This window comes from Methanosarcina sp. DH1 (assembly GCF_020804205.1).
Lineage (GTDB): Archaea > Halobacteriota > Methanosarcinia > Methanosarcinales > Methanosarcinaceae > Methanosarcina > Methanosarcina vacuolata.
In genome coordinates this window covers 1-24,843 of the sequence record NZ_WJBJ01000030.1, presented here as the reverse complement: position 1 = coordinate 24,843, position 24,843 = coordinate 1, and the positions used below count along the sequence as shown (strand labels likewise).

Annotated in this window: 24 protein-coding genes; 12 read left to right on the top strand and 12 right to left on the bottom strand. The window is 39.5% G+C overall.

Going from position 1 to position 24,843, the window contains the following annotated elements:
- The first annotated feature begins 158 nt into the window (after positions 1-158).
- From FXW07_RS16660 to FXW07_RS16640, 5 genes are all read left to right on the top strand, one after another.
- The gene (locus tag FXW07_RS16660) at positions 159-533 is read left to right on the top strand and encodes a response regulator (RefSeq protein WP_048123420.1); all 375 of its coding nucleotides are present in this window, start codon (positions 159-161) and stop codon (positions 531-533) included.
- A gap of 453 nt (positions 534-986) precedes the next feature.
- On the top strand, positions 987-3,056 hold the full coding sequence (locus tag FXW07_RS16655; protein ID WP_229396524.1) for a HAMP domain-containing methyl-accepting chemotaxis protein: 2,070 nt from the start codon (positions 987-989) through the stop codon (positions 3,054-3,056).
- A gap of 28 nt (positions 3,057-3,084) precedes the next feature.
- Complete coding sequence (locus FXW07_RS16650) at positions 3,085-3,606, top strand: chemotaxis protein CheW (RefSeq protein WP_229396522.1); 522 nt, start codon at positions 3,085-3,087, stop codon at positions 3,604-3,606.
- 1,187 nt (positions 3,607-4,793) lie between these two features.
- Positions 4,794-5,792 (top strand): GTP 3',8-cyclase MoaA, encoded by a 999-nt coding sequence (gene moaA, locus FXW07_RS16645; RefSeq protein ID WP_229396520.1) that lies wholly within the window; start codon positions 4,794-4,796, stop codon positions 5,790-5,792.
- Between the two features lie 60 nt (positions 5,793-5,852).
- The gene (locus tag FXW07_RS16640; protein ID WP_229396519.1) at positions 5,853-6,017 is read left to right on the top strand and encodes a hypothetical protein; all 165 of its coding nucleotides are present in this window, start codon (positions 5,853-5,855) and stop codon (positions 6,015-6,017) included.
- Positions 6,018-6,291: 274 nt separating this feature from the next.
- Here the strand turns inward: FXW07_RS16640 and surE are convergent, their stop codons facing one another.
- The 11 genes from surE to FXW07_RS16585 form a co-directional block, all read right to left on the bottom strand.
- Positions 6,292-7,095 carry a 5'/3'-nucleotidase SurE gene (gene surE / locus FXW07_RS16635; protein WP_229396517.1) on the bottom strand — a complete coding sequence of 268 codons (804 nt, stop codon included), beginning with the start codon at positions 7,093-7,095 and terminating at the stop codon, positions 6,292-6,294.
- Positions 7,096-7,264: 169 nt separating this feature from the next.
- Positions 7,265-7,426 carry a hypothetical protein gene (locus tag FXW07_RS16630; RefSeq protein WP_229396515.1) on the bottom strand — a complete coding sequence of 54 codons (162 nt, stop codon included), beginning with the start codon at positions 7,424-7,426 and terminating at the stop codon, positions 7,265-7,267.
- 146 nt (positions 7,427-7,572) lie between these two features.
- Positions 7,573-7,761: a hypothetical protein gene (locus FXW07_RS16625; RefSeq protein WP_229396513.1), complete on the bottom strand. Its 189-nt coding sequence runs from the start codon at positions 7,759-7,761 to the stop codon at positions 7,573-7,575.
- A 569-nt stretch (positions 7,762-8,330) separates the two neighbouring features.
- On the bottom strand, positions 8,331-8,690 hold the full coding sequence (locus FXW07_RS16620) for a DUF86 domain-containing protein (protein WP_229396511.1): 360 nt from the start codon (positions 8,688-8,690) through the stop codon (positions 8,331-8,333).
- Positions 8,683-8,967 carry a nucleotidyltransferase family protein gene (locus FXW07_RS16615; RefSeq protein ID WP_229396508.1) on the bottom strand — a complete coding sequence of 95 codons (285 nt, stop codon included), beginning with the start codon at positions 8,965-8,967 and terminating at the stop codon, positions 8,683-8,685. Before FXW07_RS16615 ends, FXW07_RS16620 begins: the two co-directional genes overlap by 8 nt.
- 228 nt (positions 8,968-9,195) lie before the next feature.
- Entirely contained in the window at positions 9,196-9,618 is a 423-nt protein-coding gene (locus FXW07_RS16610; RefSeq protein WP_229396506.1) for an HI0074 family nucleotidyltransferase substrate-binding subunit, read from the bottom strand.
- Entirely contained in the window at positions 9,606-9,917 is a 312-nt protein-coding gene (locus tag FXW07_RS16605; protein ID WP_229396505.1) for a nucleotidyltransferase domain-containing protein, read from the bottom strand. The genes FXW07_RS16610 and FXW07_RS16605 overlap by 13 nt, the downstream gene beginning before the upstream one ends.
- A gap of 177 nt (positions 9,918-10,094) precedes the next feature.
- Positions 10,095-11,837 carry a DUF2326 domain-containing protein gene (locus FXW07_RS16600; RefSeq protein WP_229396503.1) on the bottom strand — a complete coding sequence of 581 codons (1,743 nt, stop codon included), beginning with the start codon at positions 11,835-11,837 and terminating at the stop codon, positions 10,095-10,097.
- Entirely contained in the window at positions 11,834-12,061 is a 228-nt protein-coding gene (locus tag FXW07_RS16595) for an ABC-three component system middle component 6 (protein WP_229396501.1), read from the bottom strand. The genes FXW07_RS16600 and FXW07_RS16595 overlap by 4 nt, the downstream gene beginning before the upstream one ends.
- The gene (locus tag FXW07_RS16590; RefSeq protein WP_229396499.1) at positions 12,045-12,395 is read right to left on the bottom strand and encodes an ABC-three component system middle component 6; all 351 of its coding nucleotides are present in this window, start codon (positions 12,393-12,395) and stop codon (positions 12,045-12,047) included. Before FXW07_RS16590 ends, FXW07_RS16595 begins: the two co-directional genes overlap by 17 nt.
- Positions 12,392-13,132, bottom strand: a complete 741-nt coding sequence (locus tag FXW07_RS16585) for an HNH endonuclease (protein ID WP_229396497.1) — start codon at positions 13,130-13,132, stop codon at positions 12,392-12,394. Before FXW07_RS16585 ends, FXW07_RS16590 begins: the two co-directional genes overlap by 4 nt.
- Positions 13,133-13,390: 258 nt before the next feature.
- Here FXW07_RS16585 and glyS point away from each other — a divergent pair, with 258 nt between their 5' ends.
- The gene (glyS, locus tag FXW07_RS16580; protein ID WP_229396495.1) at positions 13,391-15,214 is read left to right on the top strand and encodes a glycine--tRNA ligase; all 1,824 of its coding nucleotides are present in this window, start codon (positions 13,391-13,393) and stop codon (positions 15,212-15,214) included.
- A gap of 152 nt (positions 15,215-15,366) precedes the next feature.
- Complete coding sequence (locus tag FXW07_RS16575; RefSeq protein ID WP_346655671.1) at positions 15,367-18,297, top strand: ERCC4 domain-containing protein; 2,931 nt, start codon at positions 15,367-15,369, stop codon at positions 18,295-18,297.
- A gap of 244 nt (positions 18,298-18,541) precedes the next feature.
- On the opposite strand, the gene FXW07_RS16570 is transcribed toward FXW07_RS16575, so the two are convergent.
- Positions 18,542-19,237 carry an Sjogren's syndrome/scleroderma autoantigen 1 family protein gene (locus FXW07_RS16570; protein ID WP_229396493.1) on the bottom strand — a complete coding sequence of 232 codons (696 nt, stop codon included), beginning with the start codon at positions 19,235-19,237 and terminating at the stop codon, positions 18,542-18,544.
- A gap of 271 nt (positions 19,238-19,508) precedes the next feature.
- Here FXW07_RS16570 and FXW07_RS16565 point away from each other — a divergent pair, with 271 nt between their 5' ends.
- From FXW07_RS16565 to FXW07_RS16545, 5 genes are all read left to right on the top strand, one after another.
- Entirely contained in the window at positions 19,509-19,790 is a 282-nt protein-coding gene (locus FXW07_RS16565) for a UPF0147 family protein (protein ID WP_229396491.1), read from the top strand.
- Between the two features lie 790 nt (positions 19,791-20,580).
- On the top strand, positions 20,581-21,216 hold the full coding sequence (locus tag FXW07_RS16560; RefSeq protein ID WP_229396490.1) for a haloacid dehalogenase: 636 nt from the start codon (positions 20,581-20,583) through the stop codon (positions 21,214-21,216).
- 445 nt (positions 21,217-21,661) lie between these two features.
- Positions 21,662-23,281, top strand: coding sequence for an O-phosphoserine--tRNA ligase (gene sepS, locus FXW07_RS16555; RefSeq protein ID WP_229396488.1), 1,620 nt, complete (start codon positions 21,662-21,664; stop codon positions 23,279-23,281).
- Positions 23,278-24,138, top strand: coding sequence for a DUF169 domain-containing protein (locus tag FXW07_RS16550; RefSeq protein ID WP_229396486.1), 861 nt, complete (start codon positions 23,278-23,280; stop codon positions 24,136-24,138). Before sepS ends, FXW07_RS16550 begins: the two co-directional genes overlap by 4 nt.
- Before the next feature lie 514 nt (positions 24,139-24,652).
- The coding region (locus tag FXW07_RS16545; protein ID WP_229396485.1) for a hypothetical protein at positions 24,653-24,843 on the top strand (191 nt) is incomplete at its 3' end.

Below are 24,843 nucleotides of genomic sequence, written 5' to 3'. Positions count from 1 at the left end.
AGAAAACTCAATGCGTTAGAAAATCCGTTACTTAGCATTTATTTGACAAAATTTCATTTATAGTATCTTGTTTACAAAAAAATCTCGTTTATGAATCTTATTTACAAAAAGTTCAGCTTACAAAATCTTCAAGCAACCCCCCTTAGGAGGAGATTTGAGTGCCTGAAATTCTGATTGTTGAAGATAACTTACTTAATCTGACCGTTGAAGCAGACTTACTTAAGTCCTTTGGACATGAGCCGAAAAAGGCGAAAAATGGTTTTGAAGCTCTTGAAATTCTCAATAAAGCAAAAATTGACCTGATATTACTTGATATGGAACTTCCGAAAATGCACGGTCTTGAATTGCTTCAAAAAATAAAACTCAACCCTGAAACTCGGGGTATAAAGGTAGTTGCGGTCACAGGTTACTCTGATCCTGAATGTAAAGAAAAGTTCCTTAAGGCTGGATGTTATGCTGTTCTTGCCAAACCCATAAACTTTGGCGACTTTGGCTCACAGGTCGAGTATTTTCTTACAATAGCGGACTCTTGAAGATATAATTTATTCACAGTCTTTGCCGTAATTCATTATGTTGCTCAGGTGCGTAAGTCCATAACATGTATGCAAAAATAAAAAGACAGTTTCAATATGTATGTGAAATTAAAAAGAGAGTTTCAATATATATGCAAAAATAAAAAGACGGTTGCCTAAAGGTCAGACTTGGTAGACATCTAAAGAGATATTGAGTGAAACTGGGTTAAAATCACAGAAAATAATTTTCTATCATGTTCTCTTTTTTAATATATCAAAAAATTTATCAACTCTTAAATAGTCTGTATTGAATAATTTTTTGGGAAGATCAGGCAGTCTCCATAGAAACATTCCCCCATTTACCTTTCCTTGCGGATACTACTGATATTTTAACAGCCCATGAAGATAGAAGAGGTATAGAAGAGGTATAGAAGATGTATAGAAGTGGAGAAGCTGAAGGCAAGGGTGAGAAAAATGTATAAAAACACAAAAATAGGGCATCTAGTTATAGGCTTTGCTCTTCTTCTGATTTTGATTTTCTTTGTTGGGTACACAGGTTATCATGGTATGAATGATGTTGAAAAGAAAAGCCGGGCCATTCAAAACATGACCTTTATCACAAATAATATGCAGGGAGCCCTGGAAGCTCAGGAAAGTTATGTTATTTATGGTGATCCTGTTTATAAGGAAGACACTTATAAACATCTTGATCTTATACCCACACAAGCATCTATATCCAAAGAAATATATCTCGGCTACCTTGATCCTGTAAACCAGGGCCGAATGGATTCTATTCTTAAAAATTCTAGCGAATTCAGGGAAAATTTTGATAGCTATGTTAAAGCAAACGATGAAGAGATAGCCCTGAGAACCGATATTGACTCAAATGGAGAGCTTATTTTACAGAAAGCAGATGAACTTTATCAAGACCAGATGTTTCAATATCAACAATATGTAGAAAACAGTTCTTCAGGCGAAGTTCTCCAGCAAAAATTATCCAATGCTCAGGAAGCTCAGAAAATCAGCATACTTGCAATGGACGCTCGAAACCAGTACCAGAATTATATAATTACTTCCGAAGATCAGTATGCGGAAAACTTCTATCGGCTTATGGAGAATATAACTGAAGTTACCAAGAGTTTAAATCAGCAGATGGTAAAACCTGAAAACCTTGAGCTTGGAAACACAATAATTGCCAATGTCAAAGAAAGCCGTAATGACTTTGATCGCCTGACGATTCTTAAACAGAAACAGGCGATTGATGTGAAAAATATGGCAACCATAGCTTCACAGATTAAAGGGGGTGCTGAAGCCGCCAGTGCCGACCAGAAAGAGAAGCTCAACACTCTGATCGTAAATTCTATAAATAAAATATTTTTCGTTACTCTTCTTTCAATACTTATCGGTGCTTTACTTGTTTTTGTGATTTTGGACCTCTACAGAAAACCCATATATGAACTGCTCGAAGCGGCCGAGAAAATTTCTAAGGGAGACCTTAGTGTTGAGATTAAAGGAAATTCGAGAAGCGAAATCTCTCAACTATCACAAGCTTTTAAATCAATGGTTGAAAATCTTCGGAGCCTGATAAAAGGAATTCAGGAAAGTTCGGTTCACCTTTCTACACTTTCAGAAGAAATGTCTGCTTCTTCTGAGGAAGTGGCTTCAGCTTCAAGGAAAATTTCTGACACTGCAACTGAAATCTCAAACGGGGCTGAAGTGCAGAGTACAAAAATAGTGGATATAACTCATGCAATGCAGGACATGACACACAATATCCAGGAAATTGCGGAGAATACCCAGAAAGTTTCTAAAAATACGAATCTTGTCAATAACTCTGTCAATAACATCGGAAACGCCTCAAGAGAAATCCTGGTAAATATGGACCGTATTCGCTTCTCTGTTGATGAAACTAAGGAAGTGATAACGGAGCTTGACTCCAAGTCTCAACAAATCAATGAAATTGTAACTCTTATTACCAGGATTGCCGACCAAACAAATATGCTTGCGTTGAACGCTGCAATTGAGGCTGCACGGGCTGGCGAGCACGGCCGGGGTTTCTCTGTTGTAGCCGATGAGGTCCGAAAACTTGCCGACGAATCCGGTCGTGCTGCTAATGACATTTCCAGCTTAATCGATGAAATAAGAAACAGTATCAGTGAAACCGTGGAAAGTATAGAGGCCAGTAAAAAAGATGTGCAGGCCGGTTCCCTGTCTGTTAATAACGCAGTTGAAATGGTTGCAGGGATTGTAACTACAATCAATGAAATTACAAATATGGTAGAGGATGTTGCAGCTGCTACAGAAGAACAGTCTGCATCTATTGAAGAAATCACTTCCGCTCTGGAGGATATTTCCTCAATTTCGGAACAGTCCGCCACAGGGACCCAGGAAACTGCTGCAGCTCTTGAAGAGCAGAGTGCTTCAATGTCAGAACTTGCTAACATGGCTAGCGATCTTTCTTTGCTTGGGGAAAGAATGAAAACAGCTACGGAGAAGTTCAAATTTGGTGACTTAAAAGAAGGGTCAGAAAACATGTCAAGTTAAAATTTTGGAGTTAATTTGAGGAATTCAAATGTTTGAAGAAACATCAGATGAAGGTTCAGGATTTTCGGAAGAAAATCTTCGTTTAGTGACCTTTGGACTTTCAGGTGAAGAGTTCGGAGTAGATATTATGCAGGTCTCCGAAGTTATTCCAGTTCCTAGGATCACCCGCATCCCTCAGGCTCCAGAATGCGTAAAAGGGCTCATTAACCTGAGGGGAAAGATTCTCGTGGTGATAGACCTTAACAAGCGGCTTGACTTCAGATCAAAAGAGACTGACAGCCTATCTAGAATTATCATAGTGGAGGTTAAAGATACAGTCCTTGGAATGCTTGTAAATTCCGTAAAGGGGGTCATTAACCTGCCACCTTCTTTAATTCAACCGCCCCCCGAGATGATCAAATCAAAAATCAATACGGAATACCTGGTAGGCGTTGGAAAAGTAGGGAACAGGCCTCTTATTCTACTAAATCTTGCAAGAGTGCTTGGAGAAGAAGAAATCGAAGAACTCAGTGAGCTCTCTTCTCCTGATGAGGATATTTCAACTGAGTAAACTGGCTCTACTAAAGTTGAAAGTGAATAGTGACGGAGCTGTTCCGATCCTCAGTGCAAATGGAGCTGACGTGCGTTTCTTGCACAAAAACGCAAGTATTTGTCATAATGAATACTTAACCATGGCAATATCAGCCACATAACACTGGATGACCTGCATTTATTATGCATCTGTTTTAAGCGCTTTATGGTTGTTTTCAGGAAAAACGAACATGATATTCTTTGAATAACATGCACAAAGAAATGAAAGTACTTGAAAACACTTTCATGCCAATGAGTAAAAAAGAAAGACTCAAAAAATCTATGCAAGGAATGTCAATTCACGCTGACTGATTTCATTCTGACTGATTCCATTCTGACTGATTCCATTCTGACTGATTTCACACTGACTGATTCCATTCTGACTGATTTCACACTGACTGATTCCATTCTGACTGATTTCACACTGACTGATTCTATACTGACTGATTCCATTCTGACTGATTTCACACTGACTGATTCCACTCTAACTGATTCCACTCTAACTGATTCCACTCTAACTGATTCCACTCTGACTGATTCCACTCTGACTGATTCCACTCTGACTGATTCTTTTTTGGAAAATCCGAAAGTCCTGATATTTGCATCCGTGCACATTAATTTTAAGTAAGGGTTATATCTACTCTGAGGAAAGAACAGTTCAATTCAAAAAAATATTGATAAAAGAGGCTCCGATTTTCAGATTTTAAGCTCATCAGATAATTATAGTATTCATTTATATAGGTAAAATTAAATAATTAGTTTAGGACTCTAGTAATCATATACTTATATCATTATATGTTCAATTCATATTGCCTTAAGTATCCGGTTCATATCAGTATACTTATTCAGTCAATATTAGTATCTTTATTCAATTAAACCAGCAAGACATTCCGGGCCTTTTCTCAGAAATGCCAATTTATTTGAAAGCAGGATTACTATGGACTGACCCGTTTATAGATCATTTCATAGATTGTTCCCAGGATCGTTCCCAAGATGAAATTTTTATCCCGCAAACAAGGGAAAATATTCAGGCTCAGATTGTCAGTTAATAAAGAATTGAATGCCAAACGAACATGATATTCATTGAATAACATTCACACCTAATGAAAGTGCTTGCAGATGGCAGCATTTTCATGCTAAATATTTAATAGGGGATTTTAACCAGCCATGAAGCAGAAAAATCCAGAAAAAGCTCCTGAAGTTGCAGAAGAAAATTCAAAAAGAACTCTTGAAGACCCTTACGGACGGAAGGTTACAGGACTCAGGATATCAATAACTGATAGGTGTAACCTTTCGTGTATGTACTGCCATAATGAAGGTGCAGATTGCTGTACCTGCGGCCCGGTAGGACACGAAATGAAACCGGAATTAATCTGTGGGATTGTTAAAGAAGCTGCAAAATTCGGGGTCAATAAAATAAAATTCTCAGGAGGAGAACCGCTTTTTCGAAAGGATTTCGAAGAAATCCTTACCTGCCTTCCTCCGTTAAAAGAAGTTTCTGCGACCACTAACGGCATTCTGCTTGAAAAACGAGCAAGAGCCCTTAAAGATGCGGGCCTGGACAGGGTAAATGTAAGCCTGGATTCTCTCGTTCCTGAAATATACGAAAGAATTACCGGAGCGCCCCCTGGCTCACTTACGAAAGTTATCAGAGGTATTAACAGTGCAGTTGAAGCTGGGCTGACTCCTGTGAAGCTGAATATGGTACTCCTTAAAGGCATAAACGATGACGAGATTAATTCTATGATGGAGTTTGTCCGGCCTTATAATGGAATGGTTATCCTGCAACTAATCGAGCTTATGGATGTTGACCCCAGGCTTTCAAAGTACATGATTGACTCGAAAGCTCTTGAAAAGAAGCTGGCTGAGAAAGCAAGTGAAATCAGGATACGGCACCTGCACCACCGAAGAAAGTACATTATCGATGGGGTAGAGGTTGAATTCGTTCGTCCCATGGACAACTCGGAGTTTTGCGCCTACTGCAGCAGGCTGAGAGTCACAGCAGATGGGAAGTTCAAGCCCTGTTTGCTGGTAAATGACAACCTTGTGGATGTAAGGGAAGCAAAAAGCCCTGATGAGATCGAAAAGCTGCTTAAGCTTGCAGTAAGCCGAAGGAAACCATATTGTATGCCTGTCAGTATTCCTGAACAGGGAGAAAAGGCTTAAAGAGAAAAAGTAGATTCAGAGATGAATCAGAGATGAATATAACAATAAGGAGGAAAGAAAGTGAAGATTGAACTTTTAGTAGATGGGGCAAAAGTCCCGATGAATGACTTTGTCCAGAAAATCGTAGTAAACATTATTAAAGCAATGGTAGAAACGTTGCATAATATAGATAGCGAATGGAAGGAAATTTCCATTCATATCGAAAGAGATGAACTGAACGAATAAAAAGGGCTTTTTTGGACAAAAGAGAGTTAACATCTCTCAAAAACCAAAATTTCCTCTTTTCGTTTTTCGTTTCAGGTAAATTTCCTCTTTTCGTTTTTCGTTTTGGGTAAATTTCCTCTTTTCGTTTTTCGTTTCAGGTGAATTTTGAATCATTACATGTCTTTTCTTCTGCCGTTTTGTAATTCAGATTAACTTTTGGAACTCTCAGCCGTTTGAGGTTCCAGATAGCTTTCCAAATCGGAGTAGTTTGAAATCCAGAGTTATCTGAAGATATTTAGAGATATTTTTCGATTTCTGAGAACTCTATTCTGGCAGTTGAATCCAGGGAAATCGGAGTTATTGAAACGTGTCCCTTCTGCATAATGGCGTGCACATCAGTTCCTTCTTCTTCCTCCCGGATAAGGTCGCCTGCAATCCAGTAATAGGGTCTGCCTCTTGGGTCACGCCTTTCTTCGACACCCGTTTTAAAGATTTTTCTTGCAAGGCGGGTTATCTCTATAGGAGTATCTTCTTCAGCGTGATAGGGGATATTTATGTTCAGAAGATCCACATTTTCCGGCATGCCATACTTCAGGACGTTTCGAGCCACTTTGTTTACCACTTTAATTCCAGCCTCGAAACGCTCTCTATGGTAGTTCCTGGGATCATCGAATTTCTGTCCTTCATCAAGCACCTGCATGGAAGCAGCAATTGCAGGCACGCCGTAGCTTGCAGCCTCAAGGGCCCCTCCTATTGTCCCTGAGGTGGTGATTGTATCCGTGCTTATATTTTCCCCGATGTTAAAGCCGGAAAGCACCAGGTCAGGCATCTCCTTAAGGATCGTGAAGATACCCAGAATTACAGCGTCCGTGGGGGTTCCTCCCACAGAGTACGCAGGCATTCCTCCTGAATTTGTTTTCGTGATCCTTAGAGGCTCAAAGATAGAAATCGAACGCCCGACTCCGCTCTGCTGGACAGCAGGAGCCGAAATTGTAACTTCCCCGAGGTCCGAAACGCTGTCAAAAGCAGCTTTCAAACCTGTGGAGTATACGCCATCATCATTGGTAACAAGAATTTTTGGAGCCATGAGTTTTCTCATAAGTTGCCGGATAATTTAAAATTAATGGAAAAAACGCATGACTTGAAAGTGCATGACTTAAAAGTATAATATTTCAAGGATATCTCAAATATCTCAAGGATAATTTTAGGAAAAAATTTTGGAAAAAAATATTGTGGCAAAATAAAGAAAATACCACAAAAAAGTTAATTTAGGGGCTGCGCTCTGGTATTTGCCAAACCCCGTTTATGTAGTATGCAACTAAGAAACAAAGCATAACAGTCCACCTGAAAAGTGCTGCGCTCTTGCGATCTGCGGCTTCAGGTTTGCGGTTTCTTTGTTGTGTTGAACGAACCCGATCCGTATTAGGCACTGGCAATCTTCCTCCTAATTTTAGCTAATCACTGCCACCTCCACACTGGGGCCTCCCCAATTTTGATCCGGAAGCTGTTTTTCTGGCGGCAGGCAGTTTTTCTTATCCGAAAGGAATCAGCCTACCTGTGAAGCTGAGTTAAGATATCAAACTCCGAACACAGTTTTTATGGTGTACACATAGAGGTGGTGAACACCTATGGCAAACATCATCACTCGTACGACCAGAAACTCCAGATTATGGAGCCAGTGAGTCATCTCTATAAGCTTTTCCGAATGTAAAATTCTTTTTTCCTTTACGGATCTTACGATTTCTTTTAAACTCTTTGATGTCATTTTGTGAACCCCACTCATAATGTATTCTATCTGATATTGTCTCAAAGCATTTCCTTTTAGAAAGTGCTCTGAGTATGTACTCTAAAAATCCAACGAGATCTCAAAAAGGCACTTTGTGTTCGAAAGTACCCTGCATAGTATACACTATCCGACGTGATCTCAAAGAGGCATCTTCATATCGAAAATGCATTATTTACCCCACCGACTCTAGCTTTAGAAGTTTGTGATATTAAAAGTTGTTGACCCTGTATGAAATAATAGTATATGACCACATAAATAATATTCAGAGGCCCTGATTAACATTTTAGTTAATGGACATGGGATAAAGCCTGAGCATTGATGACGAGAAGAGTAAAATCATAAATTTAAAGCGGGTTATATAAGCCAAAAATCGAGAAAATAAGGCAATAAAAAGTGTTCCTAAGTTAATTTCCTGTGCCCTGCAAAACTGGATAGAGCGAAAAAACTCTATCAAGCGAAAGAAGATTGGGCCGCCGCTTTCAAGAATCAAAAATCGAATTTCAATTGGGATTCTATAGCTGGATTATTTTTACAAATTTCCTGCAATGTCATTCTTCGTAATGTATTTCTTCTTCAGTAAAAGTCTGCCTTACTTTTGCTTCTAATGGGTCAAGTCTGTTTTTTATTATATCCCAGACAATCTCAAGGTCAACTCCAGAGTAATTGTGAATTAAGATATTTCTCAAGCTCACAACCTTTTTCCACTCAATTTCCGGATACTTGACGCGGGTTTCAGGAGGAACACGTGAAGCAGCTTCTCCTATTATCTCAAGATTTCGGATTACTGAGTCTATTAACATTTCGTTTTCCAGAAACTCATCAAAAGAAGCATTGCCCAGATATCTCCGAATTTTTTCAATCGACTTGAGGATGTCCTCAAAATAAAAAGTAGAAATTTTTTCAGGCATACACGACATCCTTCATAATGATGTCTTTTAACTGCGGCTTAAGTGCCTTTTCGGTAACAAGATCGACTTCCCGTCCAAATAAGTCTTCCAGATAAAACTTCAGATCCATATAATTATCGAAAGTTTTCTGCCCATCTTCAAACACCACGAGCACATCAAGATCGCTATCTTCTCTTTCCTCTCCCCTCGCAAAAGACCCGAATATTCCTATTCTTTTGACCCCGAATCTTTGCCGGATAAATTTCTCGTGCTCTTTTAAAGTCGAGATGGCGTCCATAATTAATACTCGGCTTCAATCTTTAAATATTTGTCTTGAAAACAGGATAGGGTGTAAAAGATCAAAAATCAAAACCTGGGAATCAATAATAGTCATCTCAAACCTGTTTTGTCCCGCGCCCAGGCGCGGCTGGAACATAAAATCCCATAAGCGAGAAAAGCGAAAAAAGAATTCAAGGGCATCTTTTAGAGCTGAAGCAAATTTCAGCCGGTTTTTACAACTTTATTATTATTTTTCTGTCGGACGGCCCCGAAAATCCAATTCAATTTTATTAACTATCCGCCTGCAAATCTCGTCCATCAGTTTCCAGTAATCTCCTACCCGCCGGTAGATTTCTTCTGCAACTTCCTCATGATAGGTATGAGATGTGATATTTCTATCATCTACCATCTCAAGGATTTTGACAGTTTCCTCTTCCGAAAGAAGACCTACTTTAAACGCTTCCTTGAAACAAGATTTGGGAGAATTACAGACTATTCCTTCCTGAACATCAAGGTAACCCTTAACAACTTTCCAGAAGGTCTCAGAAGTATACTCAAACCTCTGGATAGCAGCATCCCGAACTATTACTGAATAAGGCTCTTCCGTAATTGCCTTTAAAGTTTTGAGTGCTTTTTCAGTGGTTTCGATCCTGAGCTTTAGTGTTTCCACACAATCCCTTCTCGTAGCGCTTTTTGTTTAAAAACTTTCGAAACCCTGGAAAGGTCCACAATATCAACTGTATAGGGAATATTAAGATCCTCAATTCTTTCTTTTAAGAAAACCAATTTTCTCCGGTCAAAATTTTTCCCGGGCAGGATTCCAATGTCTATGTCCGATACTCGACTAAAGTCTCCCCTTGCCCTGGAACCGAAGAGTATAACAGTAACATTTTCTTCTTTTAAAGTTTCAAAAACCAGGGATTTCAGATCCTGAATGCTTTTTTGATAGATAGGAGAAAGACTGCTCATCTACTATTCATTTAAGGGTTTTCAATACTTGAATGTAATGTTAGCCTCAGACTTCTATAATTTCGGTTTAGAATACATCTGAAGAAAAATCTAGAAACGGTGGAGTATTTTCAAAATTCTCAGGTTATTTGAAAGATAATCTGAGATTAAAGAAATAAAGTGTTAGATTGATTAATATTAATATCTGAAGCCTAGTAATCCGCCCTCTTCATTTTCATCTGTTAATTCCAACCTGACATAACTACCAAATTGGGACCTAAAGCTATCGGAAAAATCATTATAAGGAATACAATCAGAATTTATTGCACATATGTATTGAAATCCATGCTTAACCGACTCAGATGCAGCTAACTCCATAGCCTTTGCAATTTGCCGTTCATCAACGCCATCAAATATTGTACTGTCATGGATCAGAAACTTAATATTTAATCTTTCAGAGTTTAATCTGACTAACATTAGATCGTAACAAAAAACCTTCATGTAGCCTATTCCTTGGCTTCTTGTTCTTTTTATGTCGATATCAAACTTAAAACCTGTATCACGAGTGTCTATCGACAAAATTCCTGGCTCTGAATACAGATATTCAGAATACTCATTGAAGATTTGAATTGCTTCTTCAACAAAGCTTTTTCTCTCATCAAAGTCTCTGCGTGCAATTTGTAAAAGTTGTTCCTTTTCAATTTTTAGAGAACTTTTTCCTTCATCAAACTTTTTTGTATTCTCTATTTTATTTTTGATGTTTTCTAAATCTTGCTTCAATGTATTCATCCGGTCTTGTAATTTAACATATTCCTCAAGAGCGCCATGAGTTTTAAGAATACTTAATAACTCAGATCTTTTGTCAGACAATAGCTCTATCTGACGCTCTTGTGCTCCAATCTCATCTTTAAGCCTACCGATTTCAGAATGCAAGTATTCCCTACGATTTGTAACTACTTCCTTATGGAAAGATAATACATCTTGAAGACTTCTTTTTAAATTAACTTCAAAAACGAACCCAGCTTCTTTGTAAATTCTCTCAACTTTTTCTAAAGAAATATCATTTTCTTCAATAAAACTTTCTTCATACTTACTCAATATCTGTTTATTTAACGTGTTTTTGTTTACGATATCATGAATTTCATTTGTAAGAGAATCAGCTTGCTTTTGAATATCGTAATATTGTGGATGGACTTTGAAAGTTATAAGTTGCTTTTCCAGTCTTTGAATTTCCATTTCCAACCTTACTCTATCAGCTTCAAGCTCACCTAGAGATCCAACATATCCTTTTAATAAACCTTGATCTGAAGCTTTTTTTAGTTCATTTAAAGTGTTTGTTTTGTCTTTTATGCTCTGGAACTTAGCACCAAACTCCCAGTTTAAACCAAGTAAGTAGGCGTTATTAACTTGAATGTCCCACTCTTTTTGTTGAGGATAATGTTTGAAAGGAGTTTGAAATGAACCAACTCCACGCCTTACAAAATAGGAAATTAAGCTTCTAAAAGTAGGAGTGTATTTTTGTTCATTGAGTTCTATAGGCAAATTAAATACGAGGTAACCCAATATATTGGTCCAATCATTTATTTTCATAAAATAAGCTTTCTTAGTTTTATCGTAGACTGGTTTTATAGGCCACTCCGAAAAGTCCCCTTCTATCTTCACTTTTTGGAAATTTTTTGTGTTTCTACAAACTGTGTACTTTTTCCCTTTTAAGATAATGTCGAGTATAAAAGTCCAATTTTCTAACTCTTTTATCTTTAAACTTTCACTCTTTGCGCCAAGACAAAAATGGATTATCTCTAATAAAGTAGATTTACCCAGACCATTTCTTGAATCTTTATCAGTAGAAGATTTAGTTCTATTTGCAAGTATAACATTGAAGCCTTTTTTAAATTCTACATTCTTGAAAGATGGGTGATCACTTCTAATTCCGATAATCATTTTAGCACCTTTTTGATAAGTCCCTTTTCCAGCTCGATTATACCAATCGTGTATAAAAAGTCCAAGCACAATATGTATTTTTCAAATGTGCTTACTTCTTCATAATTACGAACTTTGTCCCAAAGAGAAGTAACAGTTTGAGGAGATTTTAATTCAGAAATAACTTTTGAGCCTGTACCCAAAAGAGAATAACGAAGTGTTACATTTTTATTCGGTAAAATCATTACTTAACTCCTCGCAAAACTCTGAAAAATTAGTAAATATTTTTAATTCGGAGAATTTAGTCTCAAAAATGGTAAATTTAAAAGAATCAGATTCTAGTAAGTTCTTAGAAGGAGTGTTAAGTGTGATTAATCCCATATCAAGATTAATCAAGCCTACCATATATAAAAAGTCTAACAATAAAATATATTTTCCAAAACTGCTTATTTCTTCAAGGATGCGAACTTTTTCCCAAAGAGAACTAACTGTATGAGGCGTTTTTAACTCGGGAATTATTTTTGAAGAAGCTCCAAGAATAGAATAGCGAAATGTTTTGTTTTTAGTAGGTGCGATCATTTTTCAAAAACCTCGCATATTTGAAAAAAGTGAGTGAGTACCGCCAAACCAGCTGCACGTATTCCAGGTTCGAGTGAATTTTGTGTAGCAAAATCGAATAATCCATAAAAGAGTCCATCTCTTTCAAGTCCACTTACCACCAATTCTTGATATTTTCTTACAAATCCTGCCCTTAACCTGTCAGAAAACTCGATATCTGGATTTCTGTTGAGATAGTCTTTTACTAGTTTACTTTGCAACATTCCCATCGTAATTAAGTTTTCAACCCCAATCGAGAGGTTATTCTTGTTTATTTTCTCCTTAGGGAGGATAAGAGTTATATCTTCACCAACTGTAATAGGTGTGTTCTTTAGGTACTTACAAATTACATCTAATTCTGAAAAATTAATTCTTACCATACTTGATTGAAGAGTATTAAAAACCCATTTTTCATGATCTTCTTTTTTTTTCTTTAAATCAGCTACTGTGAAATCAGCAGGATTTTTATCAATTCTTGTATGGCAACGAGGACACAGAAGAATTAAATTCTCATAACTATTTCGTTCAGATTCATTCATATTACAATTATAGCGTGCAGAACCAGGATTTTCCCCTTCAATATGAGCCATTTCACCTACAAGATAAGCACTATTATTACTATCGCTCTCGACTAGGGTTGCTCTACAAAAAGCACAGCTATTGCCACTTTTACCCCAAAGAGCCTTAGTATCTGAAAGTGGAATGCCTCTCTTAACCATAGCGAATCATCCTATATCCTTGAATTTTGTTATTAATAATATCTAAACTAATAAATTATTTTTGAATTTGTTTCAGGAAATACATTGATTTTCAATTTGAAATTGTAAAGTTTCAACATTCATATAACCTATATAACCTAACTTACCCCAGAGCAGTGCAAATTTAATATAATGATACCTTTATCCATCTAGTATTTCCTACAAATCAAAATTACACTTATCTGATATCCCCCAATCAATTTCACGAGGATTTTTAAAATGGACACATACGAGAAGGTATTCGAGCTGGCTAAACGCCGGGGGTTCTTGTGGAACTCTTTTGAGCTGTATGGCGGAAGCCGCGGATTTTATGATTATGGGCCTCTTGGGAGCACACTGAAGAGGCGAATCGAGCAGACCTGGAGAGAATTTTACGTTATCCAGGAAGGGTTTATGGAAATCGAATGCCCGACAATCGGGATTGAGGACGTCTTTATTGCATCCGGGCACGTTGGAGGTTTTTCGGACCCTCTGTGCGAGTGCATGAACTGTAAAGAAGCATTCCGGGCTGACCACCTTGTACAAAACGTAATGGAAGCCGCAGGGACCCTGAGTGCAGAAGAACTCACCAGGGTTATAAAGGAAAACGATATCCGATGCCCGGAGTGCGGTGGAGAATTCGGCGACGCTTACGAATTTAACCTGATGTTCAAAACTACAATTGGACCCGGTACTGGAAGGCAGGGGTACCTAAGGCCGGAGACAGCACAGGGTATGTTTGTCGATTTCCAGAGGCTGTCCCGCTTCTACAGAGACAAGCTGCCTTTTGGAGCAGTACAGATCGGGAAATCCTACAGAAATGAAATCGCACCCAGGCAAGGTGTAATCCGGCTCAGGGAATTCACACAGGCCGAGTGCGAGATTTTCGTTGACCCGCGCAACAAGAAGCACCCCAATTTCGAGCGTTTTGCAGACAGAGAACTTGTACTCTATTCCCAGAAAGCACAGGAAAAAGGCGAATCCTTCAGGATGACTGTCCGGGAAGCTGTAAAGGCCGGAGTCATTGCACACGAAGTCCTGGGCTACAACATTGCACTTACCAACGAATTCCTGACAAAGGTTGGAATTAACCCTGCAAAACTCAGGTTCAGGCAGCACCTGAAAGACGAAATGGCGCATTACGCAATCGACTGCTGGGATGCTGAGATCGAGACCGACAGGTTTGGCTGGGTCGAGATTGTGGGAATTGCTGACAGGACGGACTATGACCTCAAGGCCCATGCAAGGGTTAGCAAGACCGAACTTTACGTGTATATCGAATACGACGAGCCGAAGATGGTAACTCGTTTTGTTGTAAAGCCGAACATGGGCAAGCTCGGGCCTCTCTTTAAGGGCAAGGCAAAAGCAGTCTCAGATGCCTTAAAACAGCTTTCCGAAGAAGAGCTCTCAAAGGATGAGATCAAAGTTACCGTGGACGGGGAAGAGTTGACAGTCAGTTCGGATGCAGTGGACTTTGCAGAAGAAACCGTTAAAGTCAGCGGAGAAAACGTCATCCCTCACGTAATCGAACCTTCCTATGGAATCGACAGAATCTTCTACGGCGTCATGGAGCACGCTTATGATGAAGAAAATGTGGCTCAGAAGGTTGCCGAATCAGGGCTTAAAGGCTCAGAAGAAGCTGAAAAGGAATCCGAAGCCGGAAAGGGAGAAGGTGAAGCTGAAGGAGAAGAGGAAGCAAGGCTTGTCATGCACTTTTCAAGTGCAGTTGCCCCGGTACAGGTTGCAGTCCTCCCACTCTTGACCCGTAAAGAGCTTGCAGACCCTGCAAAGGATATCATTATAAAACTCAGGGAAAAGACCCTGCTTGTCAATTACGATGATTCCGGAACCATTGGGCGCCGCTACAGGAGAAACGACGAAATTGGAACGCCTTACTGCGTTACTGTAGACTACGATACCCTTAAAGATGGGACTGTAACTATAAGAGACAGAGATTCCATGCGCCAGATCCGGGCTCCAATCCAGGGGATCGAAAATGCGCTCTACGAACTTATTTACAGAGGCAAGACTTTCGAATCCGCAGGCAAGCCTTTTAATTTCTAAATATTAAAAACTTTAAGTTCCTGAGCTGTGGGCTAAAAAGCCTGCAGCAAATTTTTTAGTTGTTTATGTTTATTACAATTGCCTGAAATATGAGTAAATTAATCTGAAAAATTTGAAATTGATATATCTGAAATAAATGATCCTGAAGTAAAATGAACGAGAGTCTGTTTTCTGAGAAACCGGGGTTTATGAAGCACCCGCTTATAAAATCCGATACCGTTGAGCAGAGGCTTTATCAGTTAAATCTTGCAGGAAAAGCCCTTGAAGGATCAAGTCTTGTTGTTCTTCCTACGGGGCTTGGAAAAACCGTTATAGCTCTTTTTGTAATTGTTTCCAGACTTCAGCGTTTCGGGGGAAAAGCGCTGATTCTTTCTCCAACAAAACCGCTTGTTGAGCAGCATGCTACTTTTTTCAAAAAAGTAATGGCTCTTCCCGAAGACGAAGTTCTCACTTTTACTGGCAGCATTGCACCTGCAGAGCGTGAAAAACTCTGGGCTCAGGGGAAATTGATAGTATCCACCCCTCAGGTGATTGAAAACGATCTCCTTACAAAAAGAATCAGCCTTGAAGATGTAACCCATATCACCTTTGATGAAGCCCATAGGGCAGTAGGAAATTATGCTTACACTTTTATTGCGGAAAAATACTTCGAGAGCGCAAGAAACCCTCATGTGCTTGGAATTACTGCAAGTCCTGGCAGTTCGGACGAGAAAATCTCTGAAGTATGTCAGGCTTTACACATTGAGAATGTCTCGGTGAAAACTGAGAAAGATAAAGATGTCCGCCCCTATGTTCAGGAAAAAGAGATAGAATGGCTTCAGGTCCAGCTTCCCCCCGAAATGGCCGAAATCCGGAGTTATCTGGAAAAAATCTTTGATGATAGGCTCGTAACAATAAGAGGCCTGGGTTTTTCTCCAGGTAGTGGGAAATACGTCTCCAAAAAAGATCTGTTGCTTTTCCAGAAGAAATTGCAGGGTGAAATTCGAGTAGGAGGAGATCCTGCTGTTTTTACTGCTATGTCGGTGCTTGCTGAAATGGTGAAGGTGAACCATGCTGTGGAAATGATTGAGACTCAGGGACTTGAGCCTTTCAGGAAATACCTGGAGAAACTTGATGCTGAAGCCTCTTCAAGCAGTGCAAGCAAGGCTTCAAAAAGACTGATGGACGATCTCTATATGAGAAAAGCCCTTTACAGGGTAAAGGAATGCGAGGTCGAACATCCTAAACTCGAGCTTGCTCGGAAACTCGTATCCGAACAGCTAAAAGAAAGCCCTGATTCCAGGGTAATTGTTTTTACGAATTACAGGGACACAGCAGAGATAGTAGTAAATGCTCTATCAGGAGTTCCAGGAATTGCCCCTATCCGTTTTGTAGGGCAGGCCTCGCGCCTTAAAGACAAAGGGCTTACGCAAAAACAACAGGTGGAAGTTCTCGATAAGTTTAGAGCAGGAGAATACAACGTACTTGTAGCTACCTCAGTTGCTGAAGAAGGTCTTGATATTCCTTCCACAGACCTGGTATTATTCTACGAGCCCATTCCCTCGGAAATTCGGAGCATCCAGCGTAAAGGCAGGACAGGCAGGCAGCATAAAGGCAGAGTCATTATACTTGTGACAAAGGGTACACGCGACGAAGCCTATTACTGGAGCAGTAAGAGTAAGGAAAAAAAGATGCTAAACAGCATGCACGGGCTTGAAGCTCTTCTGGTCCCCAAAAACTCAAAGCAGGGTTCGAAACTATCAGACTTTGAGTCCGAAGCTTTTATTCCGGACTATGCACAAAATGACGCTGAAAGTGAGACTAAAACAGGGAATAGATTGGAAAATGCAGATGTAATGCAGGGAAATAAAGGCTCAATGCAGGGAAATAAAGGTCCAGTGCAGGGAAATAAAGGACCAATGCAGGAAAGCAGTGATCTGGCTGTAAATCTCAGTGGTTTTGTAAATAGCAGGGGCAAAGCTGTAGATGGCAACGTTTTTCCAGATAACAAGGATGCGGCTGTAGATAGCAGTAGTTTTGCAGGCATCGGAGGCAGGGCTGCAGATATTAGAGATTTAACTGTAGACAGCGGGGAGTTAACTGTAGACAGCAGAGATATGGCTGCAGGCTCAGACTGCAACAGGGCGAATGAAGAAATTAATGAAGATAACCGTGGGGTCGGGAAAGAAGAAAACAGCGGAGAAGGAAAGAGCAGAGAAGAAAATAGTAGAGAAGGAAAGAGCAGAGACGAAAAAAGCAGAGAAGAAAATAGCAGAGAAGAAAATAGCAGAGAAGAAAATAGCAGAGAAGGAACGAGCAGAGACGAAAAAAGCAGAGAAGAAAACGTAAAAGAAAGACAAAAAACCTTTGTCTATTTTGAAACTCTTTCTGGAAAGAAACCTGAATCCGCGCCCGAAACTACTGCAGAAGCATCCAAAATAGAAATCAATCCCGAATCCCTGAAAATGGTAGTGGACTTCAGGGAAGCAAAAAGTGGGGTTGCAAATGTTCTTGATAAACTTGGAGTAGAAGTTATTTTTACCACGCTTGAAATTGGTGATTACGTTGTAAGCGACCGCCTTGCCGTGGAGAGAAAGCGCACGGATGACTTTGTAAATTCTCTTGTTGATGGAAAACGTAATCTTTTTGTGCAGTTATCAAACCTTACAAGAGTATATCAAAAGCCTGTTCTTATTATTGAAGGAACAGAACTTTTCACTTCAAGGCAAATCAACCCTAATGCTATTTACGGCTCCTTGATATCCATTGCTATTGATTTTGGAGTGTCGCTGCTATATTCAAGAGATGAAGAAGAAACTGCTGCAATTTTAAAAATGCTTGCAAAGCGTGAGCAGATGGAAAATAAAAGAGAGGTCAACCCTCACGGGAAAAAGTCAGCAAGTACCCTTATTGAGCAGCAGGAATACCTGGTATCCGCGATCGCAGACATCGGGCCAAAAGCTGCAAGAAACCTTCTTTTGCACTTCGGCTCAGTAGAGGCTATTATGAAAGCGGATGCTAAAGAACTAAAAAATGTAAAATTAATAGGGCCAAAAAGAGCAACAAAAATTAGAGAACTCATTGAGGCTCCCTATAAAGGATAAGTGACGAAAAAAGAAACGAAAAAAGTACGAAAAAAGAAACGAAAAAAGAAACGAAAAAAGTACGAAAAAATCAAATTTCTCTAGACTTCTCCTCTTCTACCCTTCCTTGTTCTCTTCGGTTCTTTATCTTTTTACTTTGTTTCCCTTATTTCATCATCGTTTTCTTTTTTCCTCTCTTTTCGTTACCTTTTGACTTCTTTTTTCTCTTCTCTTCTCTGCTCTTCTCTTCTTTTTCCTCTTACCTTTATAACTGCCTCAAGCGCTCTATAAGCCCAAGCCCTTTTCCAATTAATTCTAAATCCTCTGCAATCCTGCGCGGGTCAGTTTCATCCTGAAGGGATTCTGCAACATTGACCATCTTTCTAAAGAGAAGGTCTTCCAGTACTTTTTGGTCTCTATGGACTCCGGCTACCTTTGATACTGCCGCGGGTTTTTCTGCCCTTTCTGAGGGTGCGGCATGGGTTACAGGAGCTTCAGGACCTCTCGGGGAAGAAACTGCAGGACTTCTGGGAATTGTGGACGCTCTAGAGATTGTAGAAGCTCTAGGAGCCGCAGGTGCTTTCCTTCCTGCTGCTTCTTTTTCAGGAGGTAATACAGGAGTTTCCTCTTCTATCGGCTCAAGGGCTTTTTCTTCTTCTTCGGCAGTTTCAGAGGCTCTCATCCCGAACCTTGATTTTTGCCTGTGTGCCTGGACTCTTTTCTTACTATCAAAAGAAGATTTGTCTTTTTCTGTAGACGGCGTGGGTTCAGGAGCCTGGACTTCTGCGGCAGGTTCCGGAGCTTCCTTCTCTTCCTGGACATCACATATAGGACAGATTACTCTACCCTGATAACGGAATTTTGGGGCCCCGCAGACTTTACAATGTTCAGCAAGCATTGTGCCCCCTAGTTCAAGGAAACGGGCTATTCGCTTTACTTTTTTATCTTTTTCAGAATCCATAGATCTGACCTTCCTCTGTTCACGGCTTCTTATGCATTTGCTTCTCACTTATTTTATAAAATTTTTCCTGTAACTCACTGTATTGAATGAAGCTAATTCATCCTGTATAAAGTAGAAATCGGAAACAAGTAAAGAATCACAATGGGTAGACTATAAGGGAATCAACCTTTAAAATCACCGATAATATTTTATATAACAAGCCTATCTTAGACTAATCTATACTATATTAGCTATATTAGCTCTAGTTTTTATATCATAATCGACTGCGAAGGTGATTCGAGTGTCATCAAATGATTCAGCAGAAGTTATAAAACAATGTCTTCAAGTCCTAGAAAGTATAACCAGTGACTCTTCAGTTCCTAGAAATATCAGGCGTTCCGTGAATGAAATTATGGACATACTGAACAACGAATCCGAACCTCTCTTTCTTAGAGCGGCATCAAGCATTTCCATTCTAGAAGATATAAGCAACGATCCTAACCTTCCTCTGCACACAAGAACTTTGATATGGAACCTCTCAAGTCAGCTTGAGACCATTCCTGTAGATGAGTAATTCTGTAGATGAGTAATCCTATCGATGAATAATATAGACATAGATTCTTAAAATATAAAAACAGAATTTGTATGGGGGCACATGCTGGGAACAGATAAGCTCCAAGAAAAACATCTCTCGAGATGATCCTGCTAAAAAATCCCGAACTCTAACTAATTCTAAAAAAAGAACTAAAAGGTAACAACCTTACTATTCTATTAGCTACCTCAAGCTGATTTTGGAATTGCCTTCTGGAAGTTAGAGGATATCGACAAGGAAAAAGCCCTTTTCCTTCTTTTTTATATATTTTACCGGAAACTGGATTAGAACTCTGGATTTTAAAATCGGATTATAAGTTGACTCAATAATGTAAGAGGACCGAATACAAAAGAATGTAAGAGGGCCGAATATAAAAGAATGAAGAGGGCTGAATACAAAAGAATGTAAAAGGGCCAAATAGAAAAGGATGTAAGAGGGATGAATACAAAAGAATGTAAGAGGGCCGAATAGAAAAAATTGAGAAATATAGAATGGGAAAATAATAGAATAAAAATAGAAATTTAAGGAATTTTAAACTCAGATCTAACTCAGGCTATATAAAGGGAAGATTTAAGGAATTCTGAACTCAGCATACACAGGGAAATAATTTATATACAGACGTAAGATATTTGAAGAGAATTTCTTATATGAGATTTTAGAATTCTGGAAAACCTATAGAAAAGGTATACTAACTATTTTAGTTCTAAGTCGAAAATTAGTTTTTAGGCGGAAAAACTAATCGTGTAAAAGGATAAGAAACATAAAAGGGGGTATGAAAATCTTGCTTGAAGAAATCTCAGCCCGGATAAGAGAAAATTTTGATGCCAAGGACAGTATAAGGGAAGAGGGATTGAAGATTTCCCGGGAAGTTGTCAGGGAATGCAGGACAGCATCATTTGCTCTACACGACCAGAACTTTGAAAAGGCAGATAAAAGTATCAAAACTGCGGGACATGCGCTTGAGAAACTTGAAGCTCTTTTCGAAGGGCACGCTGATATTTATCATGCAGGCTTTGTAGAACATGCCCATCAGGAGTATTCGGAGGTTTCAGTCCTCAGGAGCCTGCTGAAAGAAGAAGGAGAAAAACTTCCCTCCCCTGAAGATTTAAGAGTCGAATATGCAGCTTACCTCAATGGGCTTGGGGATGTTGTAGGAGAGCTCAGGAGACATGTTCTGGACCTTATAAGGAAAGAGTCCTTTGAGAAAGCCGAAGTGTTTTTAGGTATCATGGAAAATATCCATGCAGTGCTTATGGACTTTGACTACCCTGATGCCATAACCGGAGGACTCAGGCGAAAAACCGATGTATCCCGCTCTTTAATAGAAAAAACACGTGGTGATGTTGTTAACGCAATTGGTCAGAAAAAGCTTGAGACCGCGATGCGACATCTGGAATCCAAACTTTAGATAGCTTAGATAAAAGATGCTTAACATGAGCAAATCAGCATTTTTTGAACTGCAAAAGTCAAAGTTGGTCATAAAATGCAATTTACTAATATACAGCTTCCACTAATACACAGCTTCCACGTATACAGCTCATCCGATAACTATTAAACCGCTGATTATTTTATCAATTACTAGCCGTCTGGCAGTTTAACTGTTTAAACTTTGGAATCTGGAATTCCCAAGTTACTCAATTTAGAATTAAAGTTGATAGAGTTAGAATTTAAATTGACAGACTTATATGTAAAATTGACAATTTAGAATTATACATAACAGTCTCAGTATTAAAGTTGACAGTTTATAATTACACTTAATATTTACAATTGAACTTGACAGGTTCTAATTATTACTTAACAGACTTAGAATTCCAATAATATAGAATTCCAATAATCTATTCAAGAGGATATGCATGAAATTTGATCCGGAAAAAATAAAAAGGGACGCTAAAGAAAACTTTGATCTTACCTGGAATGAGGGCAAAAAGCTTGTCAGGACACCTACCCTGAACGAACGTTATCCCAGGACCACTTTGAAATATGGAAAAGCTCATCCTGTTTACGATACAATCCAGAAACTCAGAGAAGCCTATTTAAGAATGGGCTTTGAAGAGATGATGAACCCTCTTATAGTGGATGATAAAGAGGTACACAAACAGTTCGGAAGCGAAGCTCTTGCAGTCCTGGATCGCTGTTTTTATCTTGCAGGCCTGCCAAGGCCGAACGTTGGAATTTCCGATGAGCGCACCGCAGAGGTAAAAGAGATTCTTGGGGATATCGGCGACGATGGAGTAGAAAAGATAAGGCAGGTTCTCCATTCGTATAAAAAAGGAAAGATAGAAGGAGACGACCTTGTGCCCGAGATTTCAGGGGTGCTTGGAGTTTCGGATGCCCTTGTTGCAGATATGATTGACAGGGTTTTTCCGGAATTTAAAGAACTTGTACCCCAGGCAAGCACAAAGACACTCCGCAGCCATATGACCAGCGGCTGGTTTATTTCTCTCGGTTCCCTTCTTGAAAGACAAGAGCCTCCTTTCCACTTCTTCTCCGTAGACCGCTGCTTCAGGCGAGAACAACAGGAGGATGCTTCAAGACTCATGACCTACTACTCGGCTTCCTGCGTAATTATGGATGAAGATGTGACTGTAGACCATGGGAAAGCCGTTTCAGAAGGACTCCTTTCTCAGTTTGGATTTGAAAAATTCCTTTTCAGGCCTGATGAGAAACGCAGCAAATACTACATTCCTGACACGCAGACCGAGGTGTTTGCTTTCCATCCAAAACTTGTGGGCTCTAACTCAAAGTATTCTGATGGCTGGATCGAGATTGCAACTTTCGGAATTTATTCCCCAACAGCGCTTGCTCAATATGATATTCCGTATCCTGTAATGAATCTCGGTCTTGGAGTGGAAAGGCTGGCAATGATTCTTCATGATGCACCCGATATCCGCTCTCTTACCTACCCACAGATTCCGCAGTATACTGAATGGGAAATGTCAGATGGTGAACTTGCAAAACAGGTTTTCGTAGATAAAGTACCCGAAACTCCTAAAGGACTTGCGATTGCAGATTCTATTGTTTCCCAGTGCGAACTGCATGGGGAAGAACCAAGTCCCTGTGAATTCCCTGCCTGGGAAGGAGAAATTTGCGGGAGGAAAGTAAAAGTTTCTGTAATTGAGCCCGAAGAAAATACAAAGCTTTGCGGACCTGCAGCTTTTAATGAGGTTGTAGCCTATCAGGGAGATATTATGGGAATTCCAAATACCAAGAAATGGCAGAAAGCTTTTGAAAACCATTCTGCAAGGGCAGGAATTCGCTTTATAGAAGCATTTGCAGCCCAGGCTGCCAGGGAAATTGAAGAGGCTGCCCTGTCAGGAGCAAACGAGCATATAGTCAGAGTAAGGATTGCAAAAGTTCCATCGGAAGTCAACCTGAGAATAGGCTCTGTTGCCCAGCTTTATATCACAGGCAAAAAGAAAAAAATAGATATGAGAGGCCCGGTTTTCACATCTGTAAAAGCTGAATTTGTGTGAAAGCCAGAAAAGCGAAAAGATCAGAAAAGCGAGAAGGCCAGAAAAGCGGGAAGGCCAGAAAAGCGGGAAGGCCAGAAAAAACAGGAGCAAATTATATGCACACCGACCAAAGCCCTTTTTCAAAATATCTGGAGCTCAGCCGGCTGATGGAAATCGGCGAGCCTGTATGTGTAATCTTCGAAACAGAGCACGAAATTGGGTACAAAGTCGGGAGTAAATTAGGGCACGAAGCTGAAAAAAGGCTTGAAGCTGAAAAAAGTATTGAGGGAAAAAGCGGAGAGATAGTAGCTGGTACGGGAGACGAAAAGTTTCCTGAAAAATCCCATTTTCTTTTTTGCGAACTTGTGCAGAAAGCCCGTATGGGAGAAGCGTTCCTGATTTCAGGACAGAACTGCTCTCCGGGAGATTATGTGCTGGGATTTTCTGAAAAGAGCCCTGCAGCGTACTACCTGGGTTCCGGAAGATATAAAAACTCGCAGGCTGCGGAAAATGCAGCTTTATCACTCCCGAGATTGGAAAAAAAGTTTTGTTTTATGAGAATCGAGCCCTTATCTCTGAATAAAGGTCGTTTTGATGTGCTGATTCTTTTCCTGAAACCTGAAAAAGCTATGCGCATTGTTCAGGCAAGTGCCTACTCGGAAGGAAAAAGGGCAGTAATGGATACAATGGGTGCAGCTTCAATCTGCGGAGACTGTACAGTGTTTGCATACAGGGAAGGTATGGGCCTATCTTTCGGGTGCAAGGGATCAAGAAAACACAGTGGATATGCAGATTTTGAAGTTCCCCTTGGGCTTTCTTTTGAAAAAGCATCTGAAATAGAAGGAATTCTCTCAAAACTTCCGGAAACGAGGGAGTAAAAAGTTAATTCAAGAATTCTCTGGTTTCCAAGAGCAAATAACGAATTATTGAAACTATATGTGCTTCTATACCTGATCGTCTTCCAGAAATCAGGAAGAAAAACTCATTCTGGAATTCGTAAGAAAATCTCATTCTGGAATTCGTAAGAAAATCCCATTCTGGAATTCATAAGAATCTCATTCTGAAATTCATAAGAATCTCGTTCTGGAATTCGTAAGAATCTCATTCTGGAATTAGTAATCTGACTTCCACTTTTTTAAGTGCATAAATTGTATATTCGGCAGGTCGACACATCAATTACAGTAAAATATCTTTTCCAGGCCGGCTGGTGATAAGTTTAGTTCACTGTAGCCGGGATAATGCATTCTTTAATCAATTTCCACCTGTCAAGAGGATTAATAATGAATTCGTATCCTCTTCAAATTGTATGGGCGAAAGCAGTAATGTATTTTCGACCACATAAAAACTATAATAGTAGTTCCATTTTCCCTTATCATATTTTGGAGTAGAAAAATGGAACTTGAAGCTTTAAAACAATTGCTTGCTTCACTGGACATCAATCCTGATGAAATTAAAGATGAAAGATATGCCAAAGCTTTTCGCATTTTGTTTGCTATAATTGAAAAACAGAATGAAGAGATTGAATTCCTCAAGGCAGAGAACCAGAAGCCTGTCTCTTATACACATTCTCCGAGCCCACGAGA